This window comes from Synechococcus sp. CS-1328 (genome assembly GCF_025128095.1).
GTDB lineage: Bacteria > Cyanobacteriota > Cyanobacteriia > PCC-6307 > Cyanobiaceae > CBW1002.
In genome coordinates, this window is the sequence record NZ_JAHLYT010000024.1 from 91,760 (window position 1) to 115,763 (window position 24,004).

The window sequence follows — 24,004 nt, forward strand, 5'->3', positions numbered from 1 at the left end:
GTTCACTCCGAACGGCCTGCGGAAGCCGATGACTAGGGTGAAGTCCGTTCCGCGGCGCCAGACGAGCAGCCCAGGGTTCATGACAGCCACCTCCGATCTGCACGTGGTGGAGACCCGGCCCCTTGTTCCACCGGCGCTGCTGCACCGGGATCTGCCGATCACGGAGACGTCCTCCGCCACGGTGCAACAGGCCCGCGAGCGCATCAAGGCGATCCTGCGTGGCGACGATGCCCGCATGCTGGTGATCGTGGGTCCGTGTTCGGTGCACGATGTGGCCGCGGCGCAGGAGTACGCCGCAGCGATCCAGGAGCTGCGCCAGCGCCACCGCGGCGAGCTGGAGGTGGTGATGCGGGTCTATTTCGAGAAGCCCCGCACCACCGTGGGCTGGAAGGGGTTGATCAACGATCCCCATCTCGACGGCAGCTACGACATCAACACCGGCCTGCGCCGCGCCCGCACCCTGCTGCTCCACCTCGCCGAGATGGGACTGCCGGCCGCCACCGAGCTGCTCGATCCGGTGGTGCCCCAGTACATCGCCGACCTGATCAGCTGGACCGCCATCGGCGCCCGCACCACCGAGAGCCAGACCCACCGGGAGATGGCCTCGGGGCTGTCGATGCCGATCGGCTTCAAGAACGGCACCGATGGCAGTGCCAGCACCGCCATCCATGCCATGCAGGCGGCGGCACGGCCGCACCATTTCCTGGGCATCAACAGCGAGGGTCAGGCCTCGATCGTGACCACCACCGGCAATCCCGATGGCCATCTGGTGCTGCGGGGCGGCAAGACCGGCACCAACTACCACCGCGAAGCGATCGAGGCGGCCTCCCTCTCCCTTGAGAAGGAGACCCTGCCGGCCCGGCTGATGGTGGATTGCAGCCACGGTAATTCCAATAAGGACTACCGCCGTCAGGGCGAGGTGCTGGAACAGGTGGCCGAGCAACTGCGGGATGGCTCCCGGAGGGTGATGGGCGTGATGCTGGAAAGTCACCTGGTGGCCGGCAGCCAGAAGATCCCCAAGGACCTCAGCCAGCTCGCCTACGGCCAGAGCATCACCGATGCCTGCATCGATCTGGCCACCACGCGGCAGTTGCTCGACCATCTCGCCGCTGCGGTGCGCCAGGCCGGTGATCGGCAGCTGGCGGCGGCATGACGGCCTGAATTCCTGCTCATTGGCACTCAAGGATTGCGAGTGCCAAAGCATGATGATCCCATCGAAATGTTCCTTGTGGACATGCGATCTCTCGGTTCTCGGTACGTTTGGGCTCCTCGTGTGATTCAGGAGTTCCGTGATGAGCTATCTCCTGCAGTTCTGTGGTCTGACCGATCCTCTCCAGCTCTTCTATCTGGAGCAGACGGCGGGGCCGGCCTTCGGAGGCTTCCGCCCATTCCAGCTCGACGACCTGCTCGCCTGGGCCGTGGAGACCGCCCGCGGCCGCTGCTGGGATCCGGCGCTGATCGAGCGCACCGTGCTGGATGAGTGGATCGAGCGGGCTGATGTGATCCGCCAGTGGCAGCTGCGGCTGCGGGAGGAGCCGGCCGATCGGATGGTGGTTGCCGGACTGGGTACGCAGCGCGACTGGGAATGCCGCTGTGAGCTCTTGCTGCAGGCCTGAGGCCGCGGCGGCTACAGGCTGGCTCCGGAGTAGAAGAGGCTCCAGAGCCAGCCCACGGCCAGGGGCACCGTCAGATTGTCGAGGCCGAGCAGGGCAGCCTGCTCCAGCAGGCAGGCCACCAGGGCGATGCCGATCGGGACCAGCCAGGTCGTGGCGCCGCCGATGGCCGGGCTGGGCACTGCCGAGAAGGCCTGCAGCAGCAGCAGCACGCTGAGGCTGGCGGCGGCCATGGCGCTGGTGCCCGCCACGGATTTGCGCTGGCCCCAGAGGCGCCAGCTGGGCGAGGCGACCGAGACACCCACCAGGCCCGCCAGACCATCGCCCCAGGCCATCACCAGCACGCCCGCTGCCACGGCAGCGGCCTGATCCGGCCAGTACAGCCACAGCAGCAGGGTGATCGCCGCTCCATAGGCCACGGTGCCGTAACTGGCGCGGCCCACGTCTTCGATGGCGGGCAGCACCCGCAGGCGGTGATTGAGGGCGGCCAGGGCGGTGATCAGCCCAGCCAGGCCGATGGCAAGGTTGCGGTCGATCCCCAGCCACCAGGCCAGCAGGATCACCGGACCGCAGCCCACATGCACGAACTTGCGGTGCCACTCGCGTTGCTCCGGCCAGCGCTTCGCCATGGCCGTGGCTGCCCCTGCCAGCAGGCCGAGCCAGAGAGCCAGGACGCCGATGCCGACCAGCTGCCTCAGGGCCCAGTTGTCCACCAGAAGGGTCGTGGTCAGGCGGCCTGCTGTCCGTAGGTGGTGCGGTTGCTCATCAGCCGCAGCTTCATGATCGCCTTGGTTTCGAGCTGCCGCACCCGCTCGCGGGACACGTTGATCTGGCGGCCGATCTCGGCGAGGGTCTGGGGTTCGGTGCCCTCCAGGCCAAACCGCATCTGCAGGATGCGACGCTCGCGTTCGTTCAGCTGGGCCAGCCAGGTGCCGAGATGCTCCTTCTGGAACAGGCGGTCCATCGATTCGATGTGCGCCCCACTGGCCGGATCGGCGATCAGTTCCCCCAGGGTGCTGCGGTCTTCGTCGCCACGGGCGTGGGCGTCGAGGGAGGCGCAGGGGGCGCTCTGCGACACGAGGTCTTCGAGTTCGTTGAGCGGGATGCCCATGGCGTGGGCCAGCTCCAGCCGGTTGGGTTGGCGGCCGAGCCGGTGGGAGAGCTCGCGCGAGATGCGCCGCATCTTCGAGAGTTTCTCGCTGACGTGGATCGGCAACCGGATCGTGCGGGCGCTGTTGTCAATCGCGCGGGTCATGCCCTGGCGGATCCACCAATAGGCATAGGTGGAGAATTTGTACCCCATGGCCGGGTCGAATTTGTCGACGGCCCGCTCCAGGCCGATCGCGCCTTCCTGGACCAAGTCAAGCAGTTCCAGTCCCTGATTCTGATATTTCTTCGCCACGCTCACCACCAGGCGCAGGTTGGCGGCCATCATCCGGTCCCTTGCCCGCTGGCCCATGCGGATCTGGCGGCGCTGCTGGGTGGTGAGGGTGTCAGCAGGCAGCTCCAGCAGACGCTTGCCCTGTTGAACGTGATGGGCCAGCTCAATTTCTTCGGCCGGTGTGAGCAGTGGCACACGGCCGATCGTGCTCAGGTACCAGCCGATCGTGTCGGCGCTGATGCGACCGGCAGCCTGCTTGGCAGCACTGGCGGATTTGGTTGGTGTGCGGCGCCCGCTGACGTTCTCGGTGTTGGCGATTACGTCATGAGCGGAACGCTGAGGCGTACTCATCACCCCGGCCTCCGTGAGTTGGTGGCCGGAATGTAGCAGCGTTACTGCTGGAATGAGGAATGTAAACCAAAGACATCCTGTAAGCAAGACGACCACAGGCTGGCGCTTGTGTAACGGATGTTGCTGTTTCGCTTCAGCTGGCGGATGGCAGGCCGCCGCGCCAGCGCTTGATCAGGGTCTCCTGGGTCTGGAAAGCATCACCTTCGGGCTGCAGCTGCTCGAAGCTGCCATCGCTGCGCATGTGCCAGGCGCCCGTATCGCTCAGATAGAGGTCCAGCAGGTCCTCCAGCTGGCCGCGCAGCCGTGGGTCTTCCACCGGCGCCACCGCCTCGACCCGGCGGTCCAGGTTGCGGGGCATCCAGTCGGCGCTGCCGAAATACATCTCAGGGTTGCCGCCATTGGCAAACCAGAACAGGCGCGAGTGTTCGAGAAAGCGGCCGATCACGCTCACCACCTGGATGTGGTCGCTGATGCCCTCAACGCCTGGCCTGAGGCAGCACATGCCGCGGATCACCAGCTCGATTTTCACGCCCGCCTGGGAGGCCTCGTAGAGCAGGGCAATGATCGCCGGGTCGACCAGCGCATTCATCTTGGCCCGGATCTGACCGCCCTGGCCCGCCTTGGCGCTGTCGATCTCGCGACGGATCAGCGCTTCCATGCCCTTGCGCAGGGTGACCGGGGCCACCAGCAATTTGCGGAAGCTCTGCTGCTTCGAGAAGCCGGTGAGGTAGTTGAACAGCTCCACCAGATCCTGGCCGAAATCGGTGTGGGAGGTGAGTAGACCCACGTCGGTGTAGAGGCTGGAGGTGCGGGAGTTGTAATTGCCCGTGCCGATATGGACATAGCTGCGCAGGATCTGCTTCTCCTTGCGCACCACCAGCAGGATCTTGGTGTGCGTCTTCAGACCCAGCACCCCATAGACCACATGCACGCCGGAGCGTTCCAGCCGCCGGGCCCATTGAATGTTGTTGTCTTCATCGAAGCGGGCCTTGAGCTCCACCAGGGCCATCACCTGCTTGCCGTTCTCCGCCGCCCGGATCAGGGCGGCCACCACCGGCGAATCCTTTGAGGTGCGATAGAGCGTCATCTTGATCGCCAGCACCAACGGATCGTCGGCGGCCTGGTTGAGGAACTCCTCCACCGAGGTGGCGAACAGGTCGTAGGGATGGTGCAGCAGCACATCGCCCTGGCGAATCGCCGCGAAGATGCTCTGGAAGTCCTCCTCCTTCAGCGAGCCGTCGTCCAGATGGCTGCGCTGCGCCCGCGCCAGGGCCGGCACGGTGCGGCCCTGGAAGGGCTTGTCCTTCAACTGGGGCAGGGGAATCGCCAGCAGGCTCATCAGGTCATCGAGGCCGAGCGGACCGTTGACGCGGTAGAGATCCTGCGCCTCCACGTGCATGCCGTCCATCAGCACGTGAATCACCTCGTCGGGCATTTCGTCGGCCACCTCCAGCCGCACCACCTCGCCGCCCTTGCGCCGCTTACGCAGGCCCTCCTGCAGGGCCTCCATCAGGTCGTCGGCTTCGAGATCGCGCAGCTCCAGGTCAGCGTCGCGGGTGACCCGGAAGAAGTAGTGCCCCTCGATCGTCATGCCGGGGAACAGCAGTTGCAGGTTGAAGGCCACCACCTGCTCCAGCGGCACCGCCGTGAACACAGGTTTGGGCCGCTTGCCGCTCAGATCGCTGGGGATCTCCACGAAGCGGGGCAGGATTTTCTGGGGCACCTTCACCCGCGCGAACTGCTGCTGGCCCGTGTCTGGATCGCGCACCAGGGCTGCCACGTTGAGGCTGAGGTTGCTCACGAACGGGAAGGGGTGGGCCGGATCCACCGCCAGGGGTGTGAGCACCGGGAAGATGGCCGTCTGGAAGGTGTGATCCACCCACTGCCGCTGGCGGTTGCTGAGGTTGGCGTAATCGATCAGATGGACGCCGTACTCGGCCAGCTGGTTCTTGAGCGAATGGCGGTAGTGCTGCTGCTGCAGATCCAGCAGGGGGCGCAGTTTCTCCTGAATCGCCTCCAGTTGCTGGAGGGGTGTGCGGCCATCGTCGCTGAGGCTGGTGACACCGGCTTCGAGTTGCGACTTCAGCGATGCCACCCGCACCATGAAGAACTCATCGAGGTTGTTGCTGAAGATGGCGCTGAACTTGGCCTGCTCCAGCAGCGGGGTGTGTTCATTCAGCGCCTGGGCCAGAACGCGCCGGTTGAAATCGATCCAGCTCAACTCGCGGTTGATGTACAGCTCGGCAGCGACGGCGGGCTCGCCCATGGTGTTCTGCTGTCGGCGGTGCTGACACGACGCACGCTGCCGGTTCCTCCCCGGCAACGTAGCAATCTCACTCCGTTGCTCCTGGTGATCGGGTTGCTTGACCGGGCAGCCCCCCGGCCACCAGCAGGGCCACCCCCACCATCAACACGGTGCCGAACCAGAATGGGCTTTGATGCCCCACGGTTTCGTAGGCCAGGCCCGCCAGCGGTGGCCCCACGAACCCGGTGAGGCTCTGCAGACCCTGGAGGCTGCCGAGGGCGGCTCCCTGACCGCCCTCATCGAGCCGGCGGGAGACGAGGCTGCGCAGGCTGGGGGTGACCAGACCGGTGCCGGTGGCCAGGATTGCCAGGGCGATGAACACCTGGGGCTGGGCGTTGCCGGCGGTGGCCAGCAGGATCAGCAGGAATCCCACGATCACGAAGCCGATGCCCGCCAGGGTGAGGCGCCATTCACCGAAGCGCTGCACCAAGGGTCCGATCAAGCCGCCCTGCACCAGGGTCGCCACCACGCCCACCACCAGGAAGGCCAGCGCCGAGGTGGTGGGCCCCCAGCCGAAGGCCTGCTTGAAATACAGCACCAGCACGGCCGTGAAGCCGTTGAAGGCCAGAAAAAACAGGAAGAAGGCCGCACTCAGGCGACGCACCTGCGGGTTGGCCATCACCCGCGCCAGCTGGGTGAAGGGTTGCAGATCGCGCTTGCGCGGCAGGGGTGAGCGGGCCTGCGGCGGATGGGTTTCGGGCAGCAGCAGGATCACCAGCACCAGGTTGAGGGCGGCGATCGCCACGGCCAGCAGAAGCGGCAGGGTGATGTTGATCCCGGCCAGGGCGCCCCCCAGGGCAGGTCCGAGGATGAAGCCCAGCCCAAAGGCCACCCCGATCAGGCCGAAGGCTTTGGCCCGTTGTTCCGGGGCCGAGATGTCTGCCAGCACCGCAGCGGCGGTAGCCGCCGTGCCGCCGCTCACACCGTCGATCAGCCGCGCCGCGAACAACAGGGCCAGGGGCCAGCCAGCCGCCGCCGCCGCTGGCCAGAGGCTGGCCCAGGGCAAGGCCAGGGTGAGGGCAAACAGGCTCAGCCCCAGCAGGGAGCCCGTCACGCAGACCATGATCACCGGCCTGCGGCCGTAGCGGTCGCTCAGGGCGCCGATCAGTGGGGTGAAACCGAACTGGGCCAGGGCATAGCTGCCGGCCAGCAGGCCCAGCACCCGTCCGTCATTGGTGATCCCCGCCAGCAGATAGGGCAGAAGTGGAAACACGATGCTCTCCCCCAGCCGGTCGTTGAGCAGCGTGATGAAGACGCACAGGAGGGTGGAGGGGCGCGTCCAGCGCACGGCGAGGGGCCCAGGGGGTCTTCACATTCCCATGGCCCTCTGCGGCGGCGGCGCGCTGGGGCCACCATGGGAATCGCTGTCGCCGCGCCACCCATGGACGCAGGAGCCCAGGGAGCGGCCGCCCGACCGCTGATCGCCGCGCTGGGCCTGGCCTTGGTGCTCTTCCTGGTGCTGCACCTGGCCGGTGTGGGGGTGGCCCTGGTCGATCCGGTGGCCTTCGGCCGGCTGGTGGCCGTTCTGCACAGCGCCTGGTGGTTGCCGCCGCTGGAGCTGGCCCTGGCGGCTGTTGGGCTCGGCCATGGCCTGGCGGCGCTTCTGCGGGTGAGCCGCAACGCCCGCGCCGCCGGAGCGCAGCGGCCCCTGGTGTTGCGCAGTCGCCGGGCCGCCGCCGGGCCCGCTGAGGCCCTCGCGGCCCTGGCGGCCCGCGTTGCACCCTGGAGTGGTGCCCTGCTGCTGCTGTTCCTGGTGGTGCACCTGCTGCAGTTGCGCTGGCACCGGCCAGCGGCCGCCGCGGAGCTCGCTGCCCTGCGGGCCGTGCTCGCCAACCCCGGCGTGCTGCTGCTCTACGGGGCGGCCGGAGCGGCGGCGGGCCTGCATCTGCTCCATGGCGTCGAGAGCGCCCATCGCAGCCTCGGCTGGCTCGATCCCATCAACGCCGGCCGCATCCGCATGGCCGGTCGTTGGCTGGCACTGCTGCTGGGGGGCGGCTTCACGCTGCTGCCGCTGGCGCTGGTGCTGCAGGGGGTGGGCCGATGACCGCAGCCCCCTCGGGGAATGCCTCCCTTGACGATCTCCCGTTGGACCCGCACCTGCCGGCGGGGCGGCTGGCCACGGCCTGGGAGCGCACCCTGCTGGATCTGCCGCGGATCAGCCCGGCCAACAAACGGGGTCTGCGGGTGCTGGTGGTGGGCAGCGGCCTGGCCGGTGCCTCGGCGGCCGCCACCCTGGCGGAGCAGGGCTACGCGGTGGACGTGGTCACATATCACGACAGCCCCCGCAGGGCCCATTCTGTGGCGGCCCAGGGGGGCATCAATGCCGCCAAGAATTACGCCGGCGATGGCGACAGCATCGAACGGCTGTTCCGCGACACGGTCAAAGGAGGCGACTTCCGTGCCCGCGAGGCCGGCTGCCACCGCCTGGCGGAGATCAGCGGCCGCCTGATCGACCACTGCGTCGCCCAGGGAGTGCCCTTCGCCCGGGAGTACGGCGGCACCCTCGCCAACCGCAGCTTCGGCGGTGCCCTGGTGAGCCGCACCTTCTATGCCCGCGGCCAGACGGGCCAGCAGCTGTTGTATGGCGCCGTTCAGGCCCTGCTGCGGCAGGTGGAGGCCGGTCGGGTGCGCCTGTTCTGCCGGCGCGACATGCTCGATCTGATCACGGTCGACGGCGTCGCCCGTGGGGTGGTGTGCCGCCACCAGCTCAGCGGCGCCCTGGAGTGCCACACCGCCCATGCCGTGCTGCTGGCCAGTGGTGGCTATTCCAACGTCTATTTCCTCTCCACCAATGCGGTGAAGTCGAATGCCACCGCGCTCTGGTGTGCCCATCGCCGCGGCGCCTGGTTCGCGAACCCCTGCTTCACCCAGGTCCACCCCACCTGCATCCCCAGCGGCGGCGCCTACCAGAGCAAGCTCACCCTGATGAGCGAGAGCCTGCGCAACGACGGGCGGGTCTGGCTGCCCCTGCGGCCCGGCGACGACCGGCCGCCGGCGGAGATTCCCGAAGCCGAGCGCGACTACTTCCTCGAACGTCAGTACCCCACCTACGGCAATCTGGTGCCCCGCGATGTGGCCTCCCGCCGGGCGCGAGAACGCTGCCTCGCCGGCCAGGGGGTTGGCCCTGGCGATGGCGGCTCCGGCGGCGCTCAGGGGGTGTATCTGGACCTGGCTGAGGCGATCGCCCGGGATGGCCGGGCCGCCATCGAGGCCCGTTACGGCAACCTGCTGCAGATGTATGCGCGCATCACCGGCGAGGATCCCTTCGCCAGGCCGCTGCGCATTGCTCCCGCTCCCCACTACACGATGGGCGGGCTCTGGGTGGACTACCACCTGATGAGCACGATTCCCGGTCTGTTTGTGCTGGGGGAGGCCAATTTCTCCGAGCATGGTGCCAATCGCCTCGGGGCCAGTGCCCTGATGCAGGGCCTGGCGGATGGCTATGTCATTGCCCCGGCCACGGTGACGGCCTGGCTGGCGGGGCAGCCGCAGCCGGAGGTGGGGCCGGAGCACCCTGCCTGCCGTGCGGCGCTGGCGGACGTGCGCGCCCGAATCGATCACCTCACGGCCATCGGCGGCAGCAGCTCGGTGGATGGGCTGCATCGTGAGCTGGGGCTGCTGATGCTCGATGTCTGTGGCATCAGCCGCCAGGCCGCCGGCCTGCGTCGCGGGCTGGAGGAGGTGGCGCAGCTGACGCGGCGCTTCCACGACGATCTCTGCCTGCCGGCGGTGGATACCCCCATCCAGGGCGAACTGGAGAAGGCCCTGCGGCTGGAGGATTTCCTCGGCCTGGCCGATCTGATGCTGCGCGATGCCCTGGCCCGGGAGGAATCCTGCGGGGCCCATTTCCGCGAGGAGCACCAGAGCGAAACCGGCGAAGCCCTGCGTGACGACGTCCATTTCGCCCACATCGCCGCCTGGAAGCATCGCCAGGGCAGCGTGCCGCAGCGCCACATCGAGCCCCTCAGCTTCAGCACCGTTGTTCCCCAGGCGCGTGACTACCGATGAGCCGCACCCTCTGCCTCACCCTGCGGATCTGGCGCCAGGCCGGCCCTGACGCTCCCGGTGGCTTTGAAAGCCATCGGCTCGAGGGCGTGTCTGCCGATCTCTCCCTGCTGGAGGCCCTCGATCAGCTCAATGAGCAGCTGATCGCCGCCGGCCAGCGGCCCGTGGGCTTCGATCACGACTGCCGCGAAGGCATCTGCGGCAGCTGTGGCTTTCTGGTGAACGGCCAGGCCCACGGACCCCGCGCCGCCACCACGGTCTGCCAGCTCTATCTGCGCCACGTGGCCGATGGCGCCACCCTGGTGCTCGAACCCTGGCGGGCCAGGGCCTTTCCGGTGCTGCAGGATCTCAGCGTCGATCGCTCCGGTTTCGATCGGATCCTGGCGGCGGGGGGCTACTGCTCGGTGAACACCGGCAGTGCGCCGGAAGCCAACACGATCCTGATCGGCCGCGAGCAGGCGGCCTCGGCCTTCGACACGGCCACCTGCATCGGCTGCGGCGCCTGCGTGGCCAGCTGCCGCAACGCCTCCGCCAGTCTGTTTGTGGCGGCCAAGCTGGCCCATCTCGGCCAGTTGCCCCAGGGCCAGCCGGAGCGAGGGCAGCGGGCCCGGGCCCTGCAGCAGCGCATGGCAGAGGAGGGCTTCGGCAGCTGCAGCAACACCCTGGAGTGCGAGGCGGTCTGCCCCCAGCAGATCTCCGCCGACTGGATCAGCTGGATGCACCGGGAGGCCCGGCCTCAGGCTGGCTGAGTCGCGCCATGATCAGGGCTGCGGCGCTGCCGGTGCCTTGAACGTAACTCCAGTCCCACGTTCCGCGTCAGAGCCGACTCCCTCGCTGAGCCATCTCAACGCCGCCGGCGAGGTGCACATGGTGGAGGTGGGTGATCGGGCCGCCACCGATCGCCGTGCCGTGGCCGAGGGCTTTCTTGCCATGGAGCCGGCGGTGCTGGCCCTGGTGCTGGAGGGCCGGGCCCCCAAGGGCGACGTGCTGGCGGTGGCCCGCGTGGCGGCGATCCAGGCCGCCAAGCGCACCTGGGAGCTGATCCCCCTCTGCCATCCGATCGCGTTGAGCGGGGTGGGGGTGCGGATCGAGCCTGCCGCCGATGGCAGCGGCTTGCGGCTGGAGGCGACGACCCGCACCACCGCCCCCACCGGCGTGGAGATGGAGGCCCTCACCGCCGTGCAGGTGGGGCTGCTCACGCTCTACGACATGCTCAAATCCGCCGATCCGGCGATGACGATCGGCCCGGTGCGATTGCTGACCAAGGAAGGTGGACGCCATGGCCCCTGGCAGCGCCCATCGGTCATCCCTGACCCGGGCTGAGCCTCGCGCCTCCTGTCCTGAGGACGCCCCTTCGATCCCAGCCACCCCTGCGTGCCCCGTCATGGTCAAGCCCGTCTTCGTGACCACCACCTTCACCATTGAAGGCTTCGCGATTCGCGACTACAAGGGAATCGTGCGCGGCATCGTGGTGCGCTCCCCCACCCTGATCCAGGGCTTTCTCGGAAGCCTCAAGTCGATGATCGGCGGCCGCATCGGGGCCTACACCGAGATGTGTGAGCAGACCCGCCAGCAGGCCTACGACCAGATGGTGGCCCATGCCCGCCAGCTCGGCGCCAACGCCATCGTGGGCACCCGCTACGACGGCTCCGAGGTGGAGAGCGGCGCCACCGGTGCCACCGAAGTTCTTTGTTATGGCACCGCCGTGGTGGTGGAGCGCCTCGATGCCGGGCCGCCGCCGCCGCCCACGTCGCCCTTCCCTCCCACCTGAGCTTTGTTCCGCTGCCGATGTCGTCTGCCCTCCCCGCCGGCGTGCCGGTGTCGGCCGATCCCTTTCCGCCGGAGGGCCTGCCCCTTGAGCAGGCACGGTGTCTGGTGCTGGCCAGCCTGCAGCCCCTGGCCGGCTGCCGCACCCTGCCCCTGGAGCAGTGCCTCGGGCGGGTGTGCGCCGCGGCGGTGATCGCCCCGGCGGCGGTGCCGGGCTTTCGGGCCTCGATCCTGGATGGCTACGCGATCGCCAGCCCAACGGCGGAACCCGGCCAGTGTTGGCCGCTGGTGGGGCGTTCAGCCGCGGGGGCCCCGTTCGAGCGGACTCTGGAGCCCCACGAGGCGATTCGCATCCTCACCGGTGCCCCCCTGCCGGAGGGCGCCGTGCGGGTGCTGCCCCAGGAGCTGGTGGAGGTGGAGGCCGGCGAGCTGCGGTTGCTGCAGGCCACCGGGGCCAACCCCTGGATCCGCAGCGCCGAGGAGGAGGCGGCACCGGGCCAGGAGTTGCTGGCCTGCGGCGAGCGGCTCGGTCCGGCCGATCTGGCCCGGCTGGCGGGCTGCGGCGTGGCGGAGCTGGCCGTGGCGCCCCGGCCGCGGCTGGGCCTGCTGGTGAGTGGCGATGAACTGGTGCCGGCGGGAACACCGCGCGGCCCCGGCCAGATCTGGGAGAGCAACGGCACCCTGTTGGCGTGCCTGTGCGAGCGGCTCGGCTATCCCCTGCTGGAGCGGCGTGTGGTGGGCGACGATCCGATCGCGCTGCGCCAGGCGCTGGCAGATCTGGCGGCCTGCTGCGATGTGGTGGTCAGCACCGGCGGCGTGTCCGCCGGCGACACCGACTGGATCCGGCCGCTGCTGGCGGAGCTCGGCTCGGTGGCCTTCTGGAAGCTGTTTCTCAAGCCGGGCCGGCCCTTTGCCTACGGGACACTGCAGCGTCCTGCCGGGGCCGGCAGCGTGCCGTTCTTCGGGCTGCCGGGCAATCCGGTGGCGGCGGCGATCACGGCGCTGCAGCTGCTCTGGCCGGCGCTGCAGCAGCTCGAGGGTGCTGAGCCGGATCCGTTGCCCCGCCTGCGGGTCCGGCTGGCGGGGCCGTTGAAGCGCGGCGCGGGACGCCCTGAGCTGGCCCGGGCCCGCCTGCGGGTGGGCCCAGCTGGTGAGCTCCTGGCGATGACGGAGGGCTCCCAGGCCTCCTCCCGCATCGGTTCGCTGCAGGGGGCCGATCTGCTGCTGGAGATCCCGGCGGAGCTCGGCAGCCTCGGGGCCGGGCAGGAGCTCTGGGCCCAGCTGCTGCGGTTGCCGCTGTTCTGAGGCCCGGCTGCCGGCCAGCAGTGGACCGATCAGCGACGCACTCAGTCGGTTGTTCAGCAGGGTCAGACACATGATCGGCCGGCGGATGTCGGCTGGTGGACCTCAGCTTGTGGAAGGCACCAGACCTGAGCAGGCTGGCTTCAGGTCTTTGACGTGCTTGGCTCCATGGCCCTCCCCCCAGCCAGTGCCCCTGGCGGCACGCTGCAGGCCTCGGAGGTGCGCCAGGAGCCGCTCAGGATCCTGCTGATCAGCATCCATGGCCTGATCCGGGGCCGTCAGCTCGAACTCGGCCGGGATCCCGACACAGGCGGGCAGACCAAGTACGTGGTGGAGCTGGCCAAGGCCCTGGCCCGCAGCCCCTCGGTGGCGGGTGTGGATCTGGTCACCCGCCGGATCGAGGATCCCGCCGTCAGCGCCGACTATGCCGAGCCCCTGGAGCCGCTGGCGGACAAGGCGAGGATCGTGCGGATCGACGCGGGCCCGCCCGACTACCTCCGCAAGGAGGAACTCTGGGATCACCTCGACAGTTTTGCTGACCATCTCTTTGCCTGGATCCAGAATCAGCCCGCCAGGCCGGATGTGTTGCACAGCCACTATGCGGATGCCGGTTACGTTGGCGTCAAGCTGGCCCACATGACGGGACTTCCCCTGGTTCATACGGGCCATTCGCTGGGGCGTGACAAGTACCGACGCTTGATCTCCATGGGTCTCGCCCTTGAAAAGATTGAGGATGATTACAATATCTCCAGGCGAATTGATGCCGAGGAAGAGGTGATCAATCAAGCGGCGCTCGTGATCACCAGCACGCGCAATGAAATTGAAGATCAGTATGAGCTCTATGACTGTTGCAACCCGGGCAAGATGGTGGTCGTTCCGCCAGGCACGGATCTCCAGCAGTTTCATGTTGCTGATGGCTCTGAGCCGGTGCTGGACTCAGGCTTTCAGGAGGGGCTCCAGGTTTCTCTGAAAGATCCGACCAAGCCCATGATTCTGGCGTTGTCCAGACCGGATCTGCGCAAGAACATCATCACGCTGCTGGAAGCCTACGGCGAGTCGAAGCCACTCCAGAGACGCGCCAATCTGGTGATCGTGGCTGGCAATCGTGATGATGTGCGGGATCTCGATGAAGGTCCCCAGGCGGTGTTCACCGAGTTGCTGATTGCCATGGATTCCTATGATCTCTATGGCCTTGCCGCCCTGCCCAAGCACCACAGCTCCGATGAGGTTCCCCTCATCTATCGCCTGGCCGCCAGCACCCGGGGTGTGTTCGTCAATCCGGCTCTGACAGAGCCCTTTGGCCTGACCCTGTTGGAGGCCGCCGCCAGTGGTCTGCCCTTGGTGGCGACCGAGAATGGTGGCCCGGTGGACATCATTGCCAACTGCCGCAATGGCCTGTTGGTGGATCCCCTCAACAAGCAGGCGATTGCCCAGGCCCTGATCGCCATTCTGGAGGATGCCAACCAGTGGGAGACCTTCTCACGCAATGGAGTGCGCCACGTGGCCCAGTTCTATTCCTGGGATGCCCATGCCAAGGCCTATCTCCATCAGCTCAACCAGCTGGTTCAGCAGCAGCGACCGCCCTTGGCCGCTTCGCGAATCCTCAGTGGCGACCGCCGGCGCACCAAGGCCATCTTCACCGCCATTGACAACACGCTGCTGGGGGATCGAGACGGCCTGAATCTGCTCAGCCAGTTGATTCGTGAGCGCCGTAAAAGCTGCCTGTTCGGGATCGCCACCGGGCGGCGCCTGGATTCTGTCCTGGCGATCATTCGCGAGTATGACATCCCTGTGCCGGATATCTTGATCACCAGCCTCGGTACGGAAATTTATTACGCTCCCCACTGGCTTCCCGATCTTGCCTGGGCCAAGCACATCAATCACCTCTGGACCCCCCAGGTGCTCAGGGCGACGCTGAAGGAGCTGCCTGGTCTGCAGCCCCAGTCGAGGAAGGACCAAAGCCAATTCAAGTATTCTTATCACTATGACGGCAATCTTGCGCCGTCTCTGGATCAGGTCCGAGCCATTCTCAGGCAACAAGATTTACTGGTCAATGTGACATTGTCGTTTGGCCAGTATCTCGACTTTGTGCCCGTCCGGGCCTCCAAGGGGCAGGCCTTGCGATTCATCGCCCAGCGCTGGAATATCCCTTTAGATCGGATTCTGGCCACCGGTGGTTCTGGTGGCGATGAAGACATGCTGCGCGGCAACACCCTGGGGGTTGTTGTTGCCAACCGTCACCGGGAGGAACTGTCCATTCTTGGAGATACTGAGCATGTCTATCTCGCGGAGCAATCCCACGCCAGGGGGATCCTTGAGGCCCTTGAACACTATGACTTCTTCAATCTCTAGGCTTCTGTTGTTCGCGATCGCTCCGATCCTGCCCGCGATGTCCCCTCTGCTCCCGCAGGCTGTCCATGGCTGCTGACCCTCCGGCCAGGTTGTTGCTCTGCACGGATCTCGACCGCACCCTGATCCCCAATGGGCGGCAGCCCGAGTCGCCCGCCGCCAGGAGCCTGTTCGCTCGCCTGGTCCAGCGACCCGAGGTGACTCTGGCCTATGTCAGCGGCCGCGATGCCGGTCTCGTGGCTGAGGCGATTGCGGACTATGCCCTCCCTCCACCGGACTGGGTAGTGGCCGATGTGGGCACCACGCTCCTGGAGGTGGCCCCCGAGGGTTGGCGAGCCCATGGGGGATGGCACCAGAGCATCGGAGTGGATTGGGCCGGTCGCACGGCCCAGGATCTTCACCAGCTGCTGGCGGATCTCTCCCCCCTGCAACTGCAGGAGCCCGCCAAACAGAACACGTACAAGTTGAGCTATTACCTCGATCTTGGGGTTGACGTTCCCAGCCTCTGCGGCGAAATCGAGCGGCGGCTGCAGCTTGAGCAGCTGAGCGCCAGTCTGATCACCAGCATTGATGAGCAGGCTGAGATCGGCTTGCTGGATGTGTTGCCAGCGGCAGCCACCAAGTTGCATGCGGTGCGCTTTCTGATGGAGTCGCTGGGTTTTGATTCCTCCCAGACTCTCTTCTGTGGGGACAGCGGCAATGATCTGCCTGTGATGAAGAGTGACCTCCCCTCGATTCTTGTGGCCAATGCAGATCCTGCGCTGATGGCCCAGCTAGGCTGTTCTCCGGGGGAGCGATCCGGTCGGGAGACTCTCTATCTGGCTCAGGGCGGCTTCATGGGGATGAACGGCAACTACGCCGCCGGGATTGTGGAAGGAGTGCTCCACTTCCACCCACAGTGTTCTAGCTGGTTGGCCGAGCCTTGTTGAGTTCAGCTCCGCTGACGCAGTCAGGTGCCGATGAAAACTGGTTGGGCAGCTTGAGTGCAGCCGATCAGTGTGTTGACGATCTTTTTCTCTTGCCTGCACCCGAATCATGTATGAACAGGTCTCCCACTCGCTGCTCAACTCAATTCTTGATGACCTGAGACCTGAGATCCGCCGTCAGGATCTGAGACACTTCTATACGCGTCTGGGTGCCAACTTTTACGCGATATACTCGCTGTTCTTTCGCCTTTATGGCCACAGGCCTGATTTCAAGCGCCAGATGCTGGGCTTGGTCGAAACGATGGCGGAAGGCTATGTCAATCGTTCGCCTGGGCTGGAGGCGCTCGACATAGCTCGGGAGAAAGATCACAACTGGTTTCTCTCCCAGCAATGGGTCGGCATGGCCCTTTACACCAATGGCTTCGCTAAAAACCTGCGAGACTTGGCTGAGAAGACCGAGTATTTTCAGGAGCTCGGGGTCAACATGATTCATGTGATGCCGATTCTGAAGTGTCCGATCGGCAAGAGTGATGGCGGCTACGCCGTGAGCGACTTCAGGCAGATTGACGGTCGGGTTGGTGATCTGGAGGATCTTCAATATCTTGCATCGGAACTGCGTCAGCGCCAGATTCTTCTGGTGCTTGACATTGTGATGAATCACACCTCCGATGAGCATTCCTGGGCGCGAAAGGCCATCGAAGGGGACCCCGTCTATCAGGATTACTACTATATGTATGAGAGTCGCGATATTCCTGATCTTTTCGAAAAGTCAATGCCTGAAGTCTTCCCGGAGTCTTCGCCAGGTAACTTCACCTGGAATCAGCAGACCCAGCGCTGGGTCATGACGGTCTTTCATAGTTATCAGTGGGATCTCAATTACAGCAATCCTGAGGTCTTTATTGAGATGCTTGGTGTTGTCCTGTTCTGGGCCAACAACGGTGTTGACATCATGCGCTTGGATGCCGTGGCCTTCCTTTGGAAGGAAATCGGCAGCGACTGTCAGAACGAGCGGAATGCCCATCTGTTACTCCAGCTGATGAAGGACTGCTGCCAGGCCACGGCGCCGGGAGTCTTGTTCATTGCTGAGGCGATTGTCGCCCCTGTCGAGGTGATTAAATATTTCGGCGAAGATGCGATCAGCGCCAAGGAGTGCGAGATCGCCTACAACGCCACCTTCATGGCCCTGCTCTGGGATGCGGTGGCGACCCAGAACGCCAAGCTGCTCATCCGGGGGCTCAGGAGTCTGCCCAACAAGCTGGATCGTGCCACCTGGCTTAACTATCTGCGTTGTCATGACGACATCGGCTTTGGTTTTGACGACCAGGATGTGCTGGCTGTCGGTTACCAGCCCAAGTCTCATCGTCGATTTCTGACTGACTTCTTCTGTGGTGATTTCGAGGGATCTCCCTCGCGGGGGCTTCCATTCATGCGCAACGAAGCCACCGGAGATGCTCGCATCTGTGGGTCGCTGGCTTCTCTGGCGGGCCTGGAGAAGGCGATTCAGGAAGAGAATCCGGTAGAGATTAATATCGCCATTAGTCGCATTCTGATGCTGCACAGCCTGATCTTTTCCTTCGGTGGTATTCCCTTGCTCTACAACGGCGATGCCCTCGGTCTGCTGAATGACTATGGCTATCAGGAGGATCCAGCCAAGGCCTCGGACAACCGCTGGGTGCACCGGCCGAGCATTGATTGGCAGCAGGCTGAGCGGCGTCATCAGAGCGGCACGGTGGAGAATCGGCTGTTCACGGCGTTGCGGCGGATGATCGCCATCCGTAAGTCGCTGGATGCCTTTGCCGATTTCAACAACCGAGAGTTGTTGGATACGGGCAACGAGCATCTGCTCTGCTTCTTGCGTTCCTATCAGCAACGCCCCTCCGAGCAGGTGCTGGTGGTGGCCAACTTCCATTCCAGTCCGCAGACCCTTCCTGTTGACGCCCTGCGGCGGCGCGGGCTCGATTTCACGGCGCCGCTGATTGATGTCTTCACCGGTCGCAGGCCCCACCAGATCGAGGAGAACATCCTGCTACCGAGCTATCAGTTTTATTGGCTTAAGCAGGTCTGACATCCACTGCTCTGATACCCACAGGCCCCACATCCAGGCCTCTTCCTGCATCGGTTTGTTCCTGGGGCCGCTCAGGAATTCTGCTCCCAGTTGCTGAGGCTGCTGCTGTTTCGATGTCAGGCTGCCGGGCACTCATGCCCGACGAGACCGCATCCATGTTCCCTGAGGCTGTTCGTTCGGCGCGTCTGTGGTCCTGTCTGCTGCCTGTCTGCCTGCTGCTGCTGGGCCCAGACGCTGCGGTCGCTGCCGAAGCAGATGAGGCCGTCGCGGAGGAAGCGGCTCCGGCGGCCCCGGCTCCGGCTGGAGGGGCAGCGAAGCTCGGCCCGGAACTGCGCTTGCCTTCCGGCAACCCGGCCGCCACCGATGCCATCCCCGGCACCGGTCAGCTGGGTCGTTGGCTTGGCCTGCCGGCCGATTCCCCCTTGCGCCTTGGCGGGGTCTGGGTGGGCAATGGCACGTCCCAGATTGTCGGGGGCATCCAGGCGGCTCCGGCCAACGGCCTGGCCCAGCAGCTTCTGCTCGACGCCACCCTGGATCTGGAGTGGGCCGTTGGCTGGCGAGGCGGCCGGCTGTGGGTCCAGGGCTTGCAGGTGAACGCCGGCGCCGGAGCTGCACTGCCCTCTGGAAGCGTGCAGGGCAGCAACAGCCTGGTGGCGCCGCCACCGCTTGATCGCACCGAGCTCTACAGCTATGTGCTGCGCCAGGACCTCTGGGATCGCCAGCTGAAGATCCTGGTGGGCAAGCAGGCCGCCAGCATCGAGTTCGCCAACGTCACTCGCCCCGACCTCACCCAGAACCCCACCTATGCCGTGCCGGCGCTCAGCGCCCTCGCCTTCACGCCGCTCTATGCGATGCCCACCCTGCTGGGGCGCATGCCCGGTTACCCCGATTCGGCCCTGGGGGCCTCGCTGAGCTGGCAACCGAAGGCCCTGGATCGCAAGGTGTACCTCAACGCCGGGGTGTACGACGGCCGCGGCGGTGTGGGGGATGGCTCGATCCGCACGGGTCCCTCCGCCCCCAGTCTCAGCGGGCCCCTGTTTTCCGTGGCGGAACTGGGGGGTGGCTGGTCGCTGGGTTCCAGCAATCGCCCCGGGTCCGCCAGCTTCGGGGCCTGGTTCCAGGGCGGGGAGTCGCGCCGTTGCAATGGATCCGGCAGCAACCAGGCCTGTCTTCGCGAGAGCGGAGCCCATGGCTTCTACGGAACCGTGGCGCAGCGGCTGGTCAACTTTCGGTATGGCCGTGACCACAGCGGCCTGGTGGGCCTCGTGAGTGCCGGCTGGACGCCCTCGATCACCAACCTGATGACCAGGTCGGTCACTGCGGGTCTGACGGTGTTCGCGCCGATGGAGAGCCGTCCCCAGGACAGCTTCGGCGTCGGTCTGTCCTGGGCCCGGGTCAACGATCGGAGCTTTCTCGGAGAGGTCTTCCGCCCCGCTGAGCTGATGCTGCAGGCCTATGGCCAGTTCCACCTGGGAGGCACGACCTACGTGCAGCCGGCCCTCACTTACCTGCCCCAGCCAGGACTGGCCAGTGCCGCCTACAGCTCCACCAATGTGATGCTGCAGCTGATCACGCTGTTCTGATCGTCTGCGTGCCCTGGCCTGGCGGGGCTGGCTCCTCCAGGGGTGTGTTGCCGTCCACCCAGCGGCCTTGGCCGGCCACGCCCACTTCCTTTTTCCAGAAGGGGGCGTCGTGCTTGAGCGCCTCCAGCAGCTCCTGACAGCACCGCTGGGCAGGACCGCGCCGATCGGCGGCCACCGCCACCAGCACGATCGCCTCCCCCGGCTGCACCCGTCCCACCCGATGGCGCACCAGTACCGCTCGCACGGCATGACGGGCGGCGGCGGCGGCGGCGAGGCGCTCCAGCTGGGCTTCGGTCATGCCCGGGTAATGCTCCAGCTCCAGGGCCGCCAGGGGTTCACCGGCTGCACTCCAGCCCCGCACCCGGCCGATGAAGTGGGCTTCGGCTGCCGCCGCGCTGCCCGTGCTCCAGGGCCGCAACACCGCGAAGGGATCGAAGGGCCAGGCTTCCAGGGCGATCGAGAGGGTCGTGCTGCTCTCCCTCAGCGGCGAGCTGGGATCAGCCACCGGTGATCGGCGGCAGGTAGGCCACTTCATCGCCGGCTGCCAGGATCCGGCCGGGCTCGGCGAACTCCCGGTTTACCGCCACCCGCACCCCGGCGGGCCAGGGGCCGAGGCCGAGCCTCTGCCACAGCTGGGCGGCTGTGGGGGGAGGCGCTCCGTTGTGGGCGTCTGGGGTCGCCGGCTCGTGGAGCGCCAGGTGCCGCTCTCCCCAGCCGGCCTGCTCGCGCAATCCGGCGAAGAGCCGCACCTGGAGGTGGGGCGGACCGGCAAGATCGGTGGTCATGGCGATGCGGTCTGGCCGGGGTCTTGCCCCATGCACAGGCCCCATCCTGGCTCCCTGTGGTTGCCGTACAGCCGAAGCAGGAGCGTCCTGCAGGTGCGACGCTGGGGCGCAGACCTGGGAGCCGCGGATCGCCAGACGGATGGATTATTACGTTTAGTGAAACTCAAGAGAGAGTGGTGATTGCCTTTCTACTTTGGCTTTCTAAATCACCCACGTTTCCTGCCTGTCAGGCTCTTGATTTTTCTTGGCTGACCATCGTCGGGTCTGCTCTCTTTGTTTGAAAAGGATCTGTTTTCTGGGATCACTTTCTTTCCCCAGGGATGAAGATCCTCGGCGATGGGCCTCCAAAGTTGTGTGTAGTGAGAGCGCTCCGCTCGTTGCCGGCGCTCACCTCTTCTGTTCTTTTCCTGAATTCGACCATGACCTCTCAGGATATTGAAAGCATCGAGTACAAAAAGCAGTTCCTTCATGAGGCCACCCGTCTTGCCATTGAATCCGTGGAGAAAGGCTGGGGAGGTCCTTTCGGCGCCGTGATTGTCAAGGATGGTGAGATCATCGGCCGTGGTCAGAATCGCGTGCTGCTCACGGGAATCCCCGTGTATCACGCGGAGGTCACGGCCATTATTGACGCCTGCTCAAGAATCAATACCAAGGCGCTGCTCGGCTCGGAGGTCTATGAGGGGAATCTGAAGATGATCCCTCGTCCAGAGGGTTCTCCCGATCCAGTTCCGGAGCGGGCGCAGATGCTCAAGGGCTGTGATCTTTACGTGAACGGGGCTCCCTGCCCCATGTGCATGAGCGCCATCTACTGGGCCCGGATTGATCGCGTGTACTTCGGTACCCGCTTGGAAGACACAAGTAAGATCGGCTTCGACGACGAGTTTCAGTACATCGACTTTCGTCTCCCCTGGGAACAGCGCCAGGCGATTCAGTGTTTTCCGGATTTTGAGCGCGATTTCGCTCTTCAGGCCTGCCAGGCCTGGATGAACAAGCCTGATCGCCATCCCTACTGACGGTCCCCTCCTTCATGGCTGACTCCGTCACCCTGATCACCTCAGCCTTGGTACGGCCCGGTAGGGGCGAAGCCTTGGCGGCCTGGCATGCACGCCAGGCCGAGGCCCTCAGCCGGCAGAGCGGTTTCATCAGCACCAACCTGATCCCGCCTCGCCCCAGTGGGTCTGAGCGGCGCTGGTGCATTGAGATCACGTTTCAATCCTCCGACAGTCTCGAGGCCTGGCAAGGCTCCATCCCCTGCCGGAAGTTGCTCGAGGAGGCCGAACCCCTGCTTGAAGGTGGGGAGTTTCAGCAAAGCCTGAGGGAGGAGCATTTCGACCCAGAGCGTGGAACTGATGTCACCGAGGTCATCTTCTCCAAGGTCAAAGCTGGCATGTCCGAGCAGTTCCGAGACTGGGCCCAGCGCATCCAGGCTGCGCAGGCGCTGTATCCCGGTTATCTCGGCATGTATCTCCAGCCTCCCTCTGGAGATGGTGATGGCCATTGGATGACGATTCTGCGCTACGACTCCGCTCCCCATCTTGAGGCCTGGATGAATTCCAGTCAGCGGGCCGTACTCCTGCAGGAATCGCAGGCGTTCATGGAGCGGGAAGAACTGCTGCGCATCTCCACGTCCTTTCCTGGCTGGGTTCCCATCGATCCCGTCACCGGGCAGGGACCACCCAATTGGAAAACGGCGATGCTCGTGCTGCTGGGGTTGTATCCGATCGTGATGCTGCAGCTGCGGCTGCTCAATCCCGTTCTTGCTGCTGCCCGGCTCCCCCCGGCGGCGGCAACTTTTCTTGCGAATTCAATCAGCGTGGCGCTCACCAGCTTCTTGACGATGCCGTTTTTCGTGCGGAAGTTTGATTGGTGGTTGTTTCCCGGTGTCGCCTCGCCACGGGCCAGGACCCGGCGCGGCCTGCGTCTGATTGGTCTGCTGTATCTGCTGGAGATCCTCCTTCTCTGGAAGCTGTTGCCGTTCTGATCAGGCCTGTTTGTATCAATCTGAACCTGCTCCTGCCGATCATGGATGTGTCTTCGCTGCAATCATGCTGCCGTGGGGTGATGGCCCAGCCCGGAGATCCTGCCTATGACGCCATGGTCTACGGAGATCTCTGGAATCGGGTCATTCCCGAGCGGGGTCCGGAACTGGTGGTGAGGGTGGAAGAGGAGCAGGATGTGAAGGCCGTGCTTCGTTTCGCCAAAGAGCAGGGTCTCAAGGTTGTCGTTCGTGGCGGGGGGCATAACTGGTGCCAGCCAACCCTTCGCCAGGGTGGGATTCTGATCGATCTTTCCTGCCTCAATCGTGTCCTATCCATTGATGCTGAGCAGCGCAGGGCCGTTGTTCAGCCGGTCGTGAGCAACCGTGATCTTCAGGCGGCACTGAATGCCCAGGGGTTGGCATTCCCCAGTGGCCACTGCCCCCAGGTGAAGCTGAGTGGCTATCTTCTCGGTGGCGGCATGGCCTGGAATCAGGGCGTCTGGGGTGCTGGAACGGAGAGTGTCGAGGCGATCGACATGGTCACCCCTGCGGGGGAGTTCCTCCAGGCCAGCAGGGAGCATCATGCCGATCTGTTCTGGGCAGCCCGGGGAGCCGGGCCTGGCTTCTTCGGGGTCGTGACCGCCTTTCATCTGCGGCTCTATCCCCTGCCGAGCGCAATTCTTGGCAGCACCTATTACTTCCCTCTCTCCGCGGCTGGTGCCGTTGGAGACTGGCTGGCCAGCCTGGCCCCTTCGCTCTCCGCCTCCATCGAGCTCAGCCTGTTTCTCCTGCAGGCTCCGGCAGTGCTCCAGGAGGCTGCCCGTTCCGATGGAGGCAACGTCTGCATGGTCACAGCGGTGGCGTTCGCGGATTCCGTTGCCGAGGGACGCAGGCAACTGGCACCCCTGGATTCGCCGCCCACGCCTCCCCTCTCCCAGGAGTTTGCGGCGCCACTGGATTTTCCCCGCCTCTTCGACGCCTCCGGCGCCCTCTGGCCGGAGGGGCAGAGAAGCCGCGTGGAGGCCCGCTTTTCGATGGCCTCCCCCGGGGATCTTGCCCGGGCCGTGGTCAACCTCATGCAGGTTTGCCCCTCCCCCACGACGCTGGTGTTGTTCACCGTGTTCACCGGTCCCTGCCCGGATCCAGACGGAGGAGCCACCGCTTACTCGATGCGGGCGCGGGTGTACGGGGGCCCATGGACGATGTGGCTCGATTCGGCGCAGGACGCGGAGAACATGGCCTGGCACCAGGACTGCATCGATCGCCTGCGGCCGTACACGGTGGGCAGCTACATCGGCGAGGCTGATTTCATTCGTCGTCCGGCCACGGCTGTGGAGGCCTTTCTGCCGCAGTGCTGGAGTCGTCTTGCTGATCTCCGTTCACTCCATGATCCCGACCGGCTGTTTTTCGACTTCTTCGAAGGCCTGGCCGATGAAATCATCCCTGCGATTGTTTAGGCAGGATCTGCTTTCGCCGAGGGTATTGCAGACTCATGCTCCTGTGCTTTTTCCCAGCATCTTGTGAGTGCAGGGCCATCTGCGGCGGCCTTTGTTGAAGAAGGATTTCGGACGCGGTCATGGGCGGGAATCTTCTT

Annotated in this window: 21 protein-coding genes and 1 pseudogene; 16 read left to right on the forward strand and 6 right to left on the reverse strand. The window is 65.4% G+C overall.

The window, feature by feature from the left end:
* Positions 1-79: 79 nt before the first annotated feature.
* Both KQ310_RS03990 and KQ310_RS03995 read left to right on the forward strand, forming a co-directional pair.
* Complete coding sequence (locus KQ310_RS03990; protein ID WP_259720487.1) at positions 80-1,153, forward strand: 3-deoxy-7-phosphoheptulonate synthase; 1,074 nt, start codon at positions 80-82, stop codon at positions 1,151-1,153.
* Between the two features lie 139 nt (positions 1,154-1,292).
* The gene (locus KQ310_RS03995; protein WP_259720488.1) at positions 1,293-1,616 is read left to right on the forward strand and encodes a hypothetical protein; all 324 of its coding nucleotides are present in this window, start codon (positions 1,293-1,295) and stop codon (positions 1,614-1,616) included.
* An 11-nt stretch (positions 1,617-1,627) separates the two neighbouring features.
* Here KQ310_RS03995 and KQ310_RS04000 read toward each other — a convergent pair whose 3' ends face one another.
* The 4 genes from KQ310_RS04000 to KQ310_RS04015 form a co-directional block, all read right to left on the reverse strand.
* A complete protein-coding gene (locus tag KQ310_RS04000; protein WP_259720489.1) occupies positions 1,628-2,326 on the reverse strand; it encodes a diacylglycerol/polyprenol kinase family protein in 699 nt (232 codons plus the stop codon).
* A 14-nt stretch (positions 2,327-2,340) separates the two neighbouring features.
* Positions 2,341-3,345, reverse strand: a complete 1,005-nt coding sequence (locus KQ310_RS04005) for a sigma-70 family RNA polymerase sigma factor (RefSeq protein ID WP_259720490.1) — start codon at positions 3,343-3,345, stop codon at positions 2,341-2,343.
* 133 nt (positions 3,346-3,478) lie between these two features.
* Positions 3,479-5,611, reverse strand: coding sequence for a polyphosphate kinase 1 (ppk1, locus tag KQ310_RS04010; RefSeq protein ID WP_399237589.1), 2,133 nt, complete (start codon positions 5,609-5,611; stop codon positions 3,479-3,481).
* A 67-nt stretch (positions 5,612-5,678) separates the two neighbouring features.
* Positions 5,679-6,938, reverse strand: coding sequence for an MFS transporter (locus tag KQ310_RS04015; protein WP_259720492.1), 1,260 nt, complete (start codon positions 6,936-6,938; stop codon positions 5,679-5,681).
* Between the two features lie 66 nt (positions 6,939-7,004).
* Here KQ310_RS04015 and KQ310_RS04020 point away from each other — a divergent pair, with 66 nt between their 5' ends.
* The 10 genes from KQ310_RS04020 to KQ310_RS04065 all read left to right on the forward strand — a co-directional run bounded on the left by KQ310_RS04020 (position 7,005) and on the right by KQ310_RS04065 (position 19,647).
* The gene (locus KQ310_RS04020) at positions 7,005-7,694 is read left to right on the forward strand and encodes a succinate dehydrogenase (protein ID WP_259720493.1); all 690 of its coding nucleotides are present in this window, start codon (positions 7,005-7,007) and stop codon (positions 7,692-7,694) included.
* A complete protein-coding gene (locus KQ310_RS04025) occupies positions 7,691-9,658 on the forward strand; it encodes a fumarate reductase/succinate dehydrogenase flavoprotein subunit (RefSeq protein ID WP_259720494.1) in 1,968 nt (655 codons plus the stop codon). The genes KQ310_RS04020 and KQ310_RS04025 overlap by 4 nt, the downstream gene beginning before the upstream one ends.
* A complete protein-coding gene (locus KQ310_RS04030; protein WP_259720495.1) occupies positions 9,655-10,404 on the forward strand; it encodes a succinate dehydrogenase/fumarate reductase iron-sulfur subunit in 750 nt (249 codons plus the stop codon). The genes KQ310_RS04025 and KQ310_RS04030 overlap by 4 nt, the downstream gene beginning before the upstream one ends.
* A gap of 37 nt (positions 10,405-10,441) precedes the next feature.
* Positions 10,442-10,978: a cyclic pyranopterin monophosphate synthase MoaC gene (gene moaC / locus KQ310_RS04035; protein ID WP_259720496.1), complete on the forward strand. Its 537-nt coding sequence runs from the start codon at positions 10,442-10,444 to the stop codon at positions 10,976-10,978.
* 61 nt (positions 10,979-11,039) lie between these two features.
* Positions 11,040-11,426 (forward strand): YbjQ family protein, encoded by a 387-nt coding sequence (locus KQ310_RS04040; protein ID WP_259720497.1) that lies wholly within the window; start codon positions 11,040-11,042, stop codon positions 11,424-11,426.
* 17 nt (positions 11,427-11,443) lie between these two features.
* Positions 11,444-12,727 (forward strand): molybdopterin molybdotransferase MoeA, encoded by a 1,284-nt coding sequence (locus KQ310_RS04045; RefSeq protein WP_259720498.1) that lies wholly within the window; start codon positions 11,444-11,446, stop codon positions 12,725-12,727.
* 165 nt (positions 12,728-12,892) lie between these two features.
* On the forward strand, positions 12,893-15,076 hold the full coding sequence (locus KQ310_RS04050) for an HAD-IIB family hydrolase (RefSeq protein ID WP_259720499.1): 2,184 nt from the start codon (positions 12,893-12,895) through the stop codon (positions 15,074-15,076).
* A 65-nt stretch (positions 15,077-15,141) separates the two neighbouring features.
* Complete coding sequence (locus KQ310_RS04055) at positions 15,142-16,002, forward strand: HAD family hydrolase (protein WP_259720500.1); 861 nt, start codon at positions 15,142-15,144, stop codon at positions 16,000-16,002.
* A gap of 106 nt (positions 16,003-16,108) precedes the next feature.
* Entirely contained in the window at positions 16,109-18,064 is a 1,956-nt protein-coding gene (locus KQ310_RS04060) for an alpha-amylase family glycosyl hydrolase (RefSeq protein WP_259720501.1), read from the forward strand.
* Positions 18,065-18,219: 155 nt separating this feature from the next.
* Positions 18,220-19,647 carry a carbohydrate porin gene (locus KQ310_RS04065; protein WP_259720502.1) on the forward strand — a complete coding sequence of 476 codons (1,428 nt, stop codon included), beginning with the start codon at positions 18,220-18,222 and terminating at the stop codon, positions 19,645-19,647.
* On the opposite strand, the gene KQ310_RS04070 is transcribed toward KQ310_RS04065, so the two are convergent.
* Together KQ310_RS04070 and KQ310_RS04075 are read right to left on the reverse strand one after the other, a co-directional pair.
* On the reverse strand, positions 19,634-20,152 hold the full coding sequence (locus tag KQ310_RS04070) for a molybdenum cofactor biosynthesis protein MoaE (protein ID WP_399237595.1): 519 nt from the start codon (positions 20,150-20,152) through the stop codon (positions 19,634-19,636). The genes KQ310_RS04065 and KQ310_RS04070 overlap by 14 nt on opposite strands.
* On the reverse strand, positions 20,145-20,432 hold the full coding sequence (locus KQ310_RS04075; RefSeq protein WP_259720503.1) for a MoaD/ThiS family protein: 288 nt from the start codon (positions 20,430-20,432) through the stop codon (positions 20,145-20,147). Before KQ310_RS04075 ends, KQ310_RS04070 begins: the two co-directional genes overlap by 8 nt.
* A gap of 320 nt (positions 20,433-20,752) precedes the next feature.
* On the opposite strand from KQ310_RS04075, the gene KQ310_RS04080 reads away from it, so the two are divergent.
* The 4 genes and pseudogenes from KQ310_RS04080 (at position 20,753) to KQ310_RS04090 (ending at position 23,867) form a co-directional block, all read left to right on the forward strand.
* Entirely contained in the window at positions 20,753-21,445 is a 693-nt protein-coding gene (locus KQ310_RS04080) for a nucleoside deaminase (protein WP_311134694.1), read from the forward strand.
* 14 nt (positions 21,446-21,459) lie between these two features.
* A pseudogene (locus tag KQ310_RS15950) lies at positions 21,460-21,675 on the forward strand (antibiotic biosynthesis monooxygenase); the annotation flags it as partial.
* 18 nt (positions 21,676-21,693) lie between these two features.
* Positions 21,694-22,413 carry an antibiotic biosynthesis monooxygenase gene (locus KQ310_RS04085; RefSeq protein WP_259720504.1) on the forward strand — a complete coding sequence of 240 codons (720 nt, stop codon included), beginning with the start codon at positions 21,694-21,696 and terminating at the stop codon, positions 22,411-22,413.
* An 80-nt stretch (positions 22,414-22,493) separates the two neighbouring features.
* Positions 22,494-23,867 (forward strand): FAD-binding oxidoreductase, encoded by a 1,374-nt coding sequence (locus tag KQ310_RS04090; RefSeq protein ID WP_259720505.1) that lies wholly within the window; start codon positions 22,494-22,496, stop codon positions 23,865-23,867.
* The last annotated feature ends 137 nt before the right edge of the window (positions 23,868-24,004 follow it).

Excerpts from the sequence above, each read along its gene's own strand:
- KQ310_RS03990 (WP_259720487.1), top strand. The coding sequence starts at position 80 with ATGACAGCCACCTCCGATCTGCACGTGGTGGAGACCCGGCCCCTTGTT.
- KQ310_RS03995 (WP_259720488.1), top strand. The coding sequence starts at position 1,293 with ATGAGCTATCTCCTGCAGTTCTGTGGTCTGACCGATCCTCTCCAGCTC.
- KQ310_RS04005 (WP_259720490.1), bottom strand. The coding sequence starts at position 3,345 with ATGAGTACGCCTCAGCGTTCCGCTCATGACGTAATCGCCAACACCGAG.
- ppk1 (WP_399237589.1), bottom strand. The coding sequence starts at position 5,611 with ATGGGCGAGCCCGCCGTCGCTGCCGAGCTGTACATCAACCGCGAGTTG.
- KQ310_RS04020 (WP_259720493.1), top strand. The coding sequence starts at position 7,005 with ATGGGAATCGCTGTCGCCGCGCCACCCATGGACGCAGGAGCCCAGGGA.
- KQ310_RS04025 (WP_259720494.1), top strand. The coding sequence starts at position 7,691 with ATGACCGCAGCCCCCTCGGGGAATGCCTCCCTTGACGATCTCCCGTTG.
- KQ310_RS04030 (WP_259720495.1), top strand. The coding sequence starts at position 9,655 with ATGAGCCGCACCCTCTGCCTCACCCTGCGGATCTGGCGCCAGGCCGGC.
- KQ310_RS04040 (WP_259720497.1), top strand. The coding sequence starts at position 11,040 with ATGGTCAAGCCCGTCTTCGTGACCACCACCTTCACCATTGAAGGCTTC.
- KQ310_RS04045 (WP_259720498.1), top strand. The coding sequence starts at position 11,444 with ATGTCGTCTGCCCTCCCCGCCGGCGTGCCGGTGTCGGCCGATCCCTTT.
- KQ310_RS04050 (WP_259720499.1), top strand. The coding sequence starts at position 12,893 with ATGGCCCTCCCCCCAGCCAGTGCCCCTGGCGGCACGCTGCAGGCCTCG.
- KQ310_RS04055 (WP_259720500.1), top strand. The coding sequence starts at position 15,142 with ATGGCTGCTGACCCTCCGGCCAGGTTGTTGCTCTGCACGGATCTCGAC.
- KQ310_RS04060 (WP_259720501.1), top strand. The coding sequence starts at position 16,109 with ATGTATGAACAGGTCTCCCACTCGCTGCTCAACTCAATTCTTGATGAC.
- KQ310_RS04065 (WP_259720502.1), top strand. The coding sequence starts at position 18,220 with ATGTTCCCTGAGGCTGTTCGTTCGGCGCGTCTGTGGTCCTGTCTGCTG.
- KQ310_RS04075 (WP_259720503.1), bottom strand. The coding sequence starts at position 20,432 with ATGACCACCGATCTTGCCGGTCCGCCCCACCTCCAGGTGCGGCTCTTC.
- KQ310_RS04080 (WP_311134694.1), top strand. The coding sequence starts at position 20,753 with ATGAAGATCCTCGGCGATGGGCCTCCAAAGTTGTGTGTAGTGAGAGCG.
- KQ310_RS04090 (WP_259720505.1), top strand. The coding sequence starts at position 22,494 with ATGGCCCAGCCCGGAGATCCTGCCTATGACGCCATGGTCTACGGAGAT.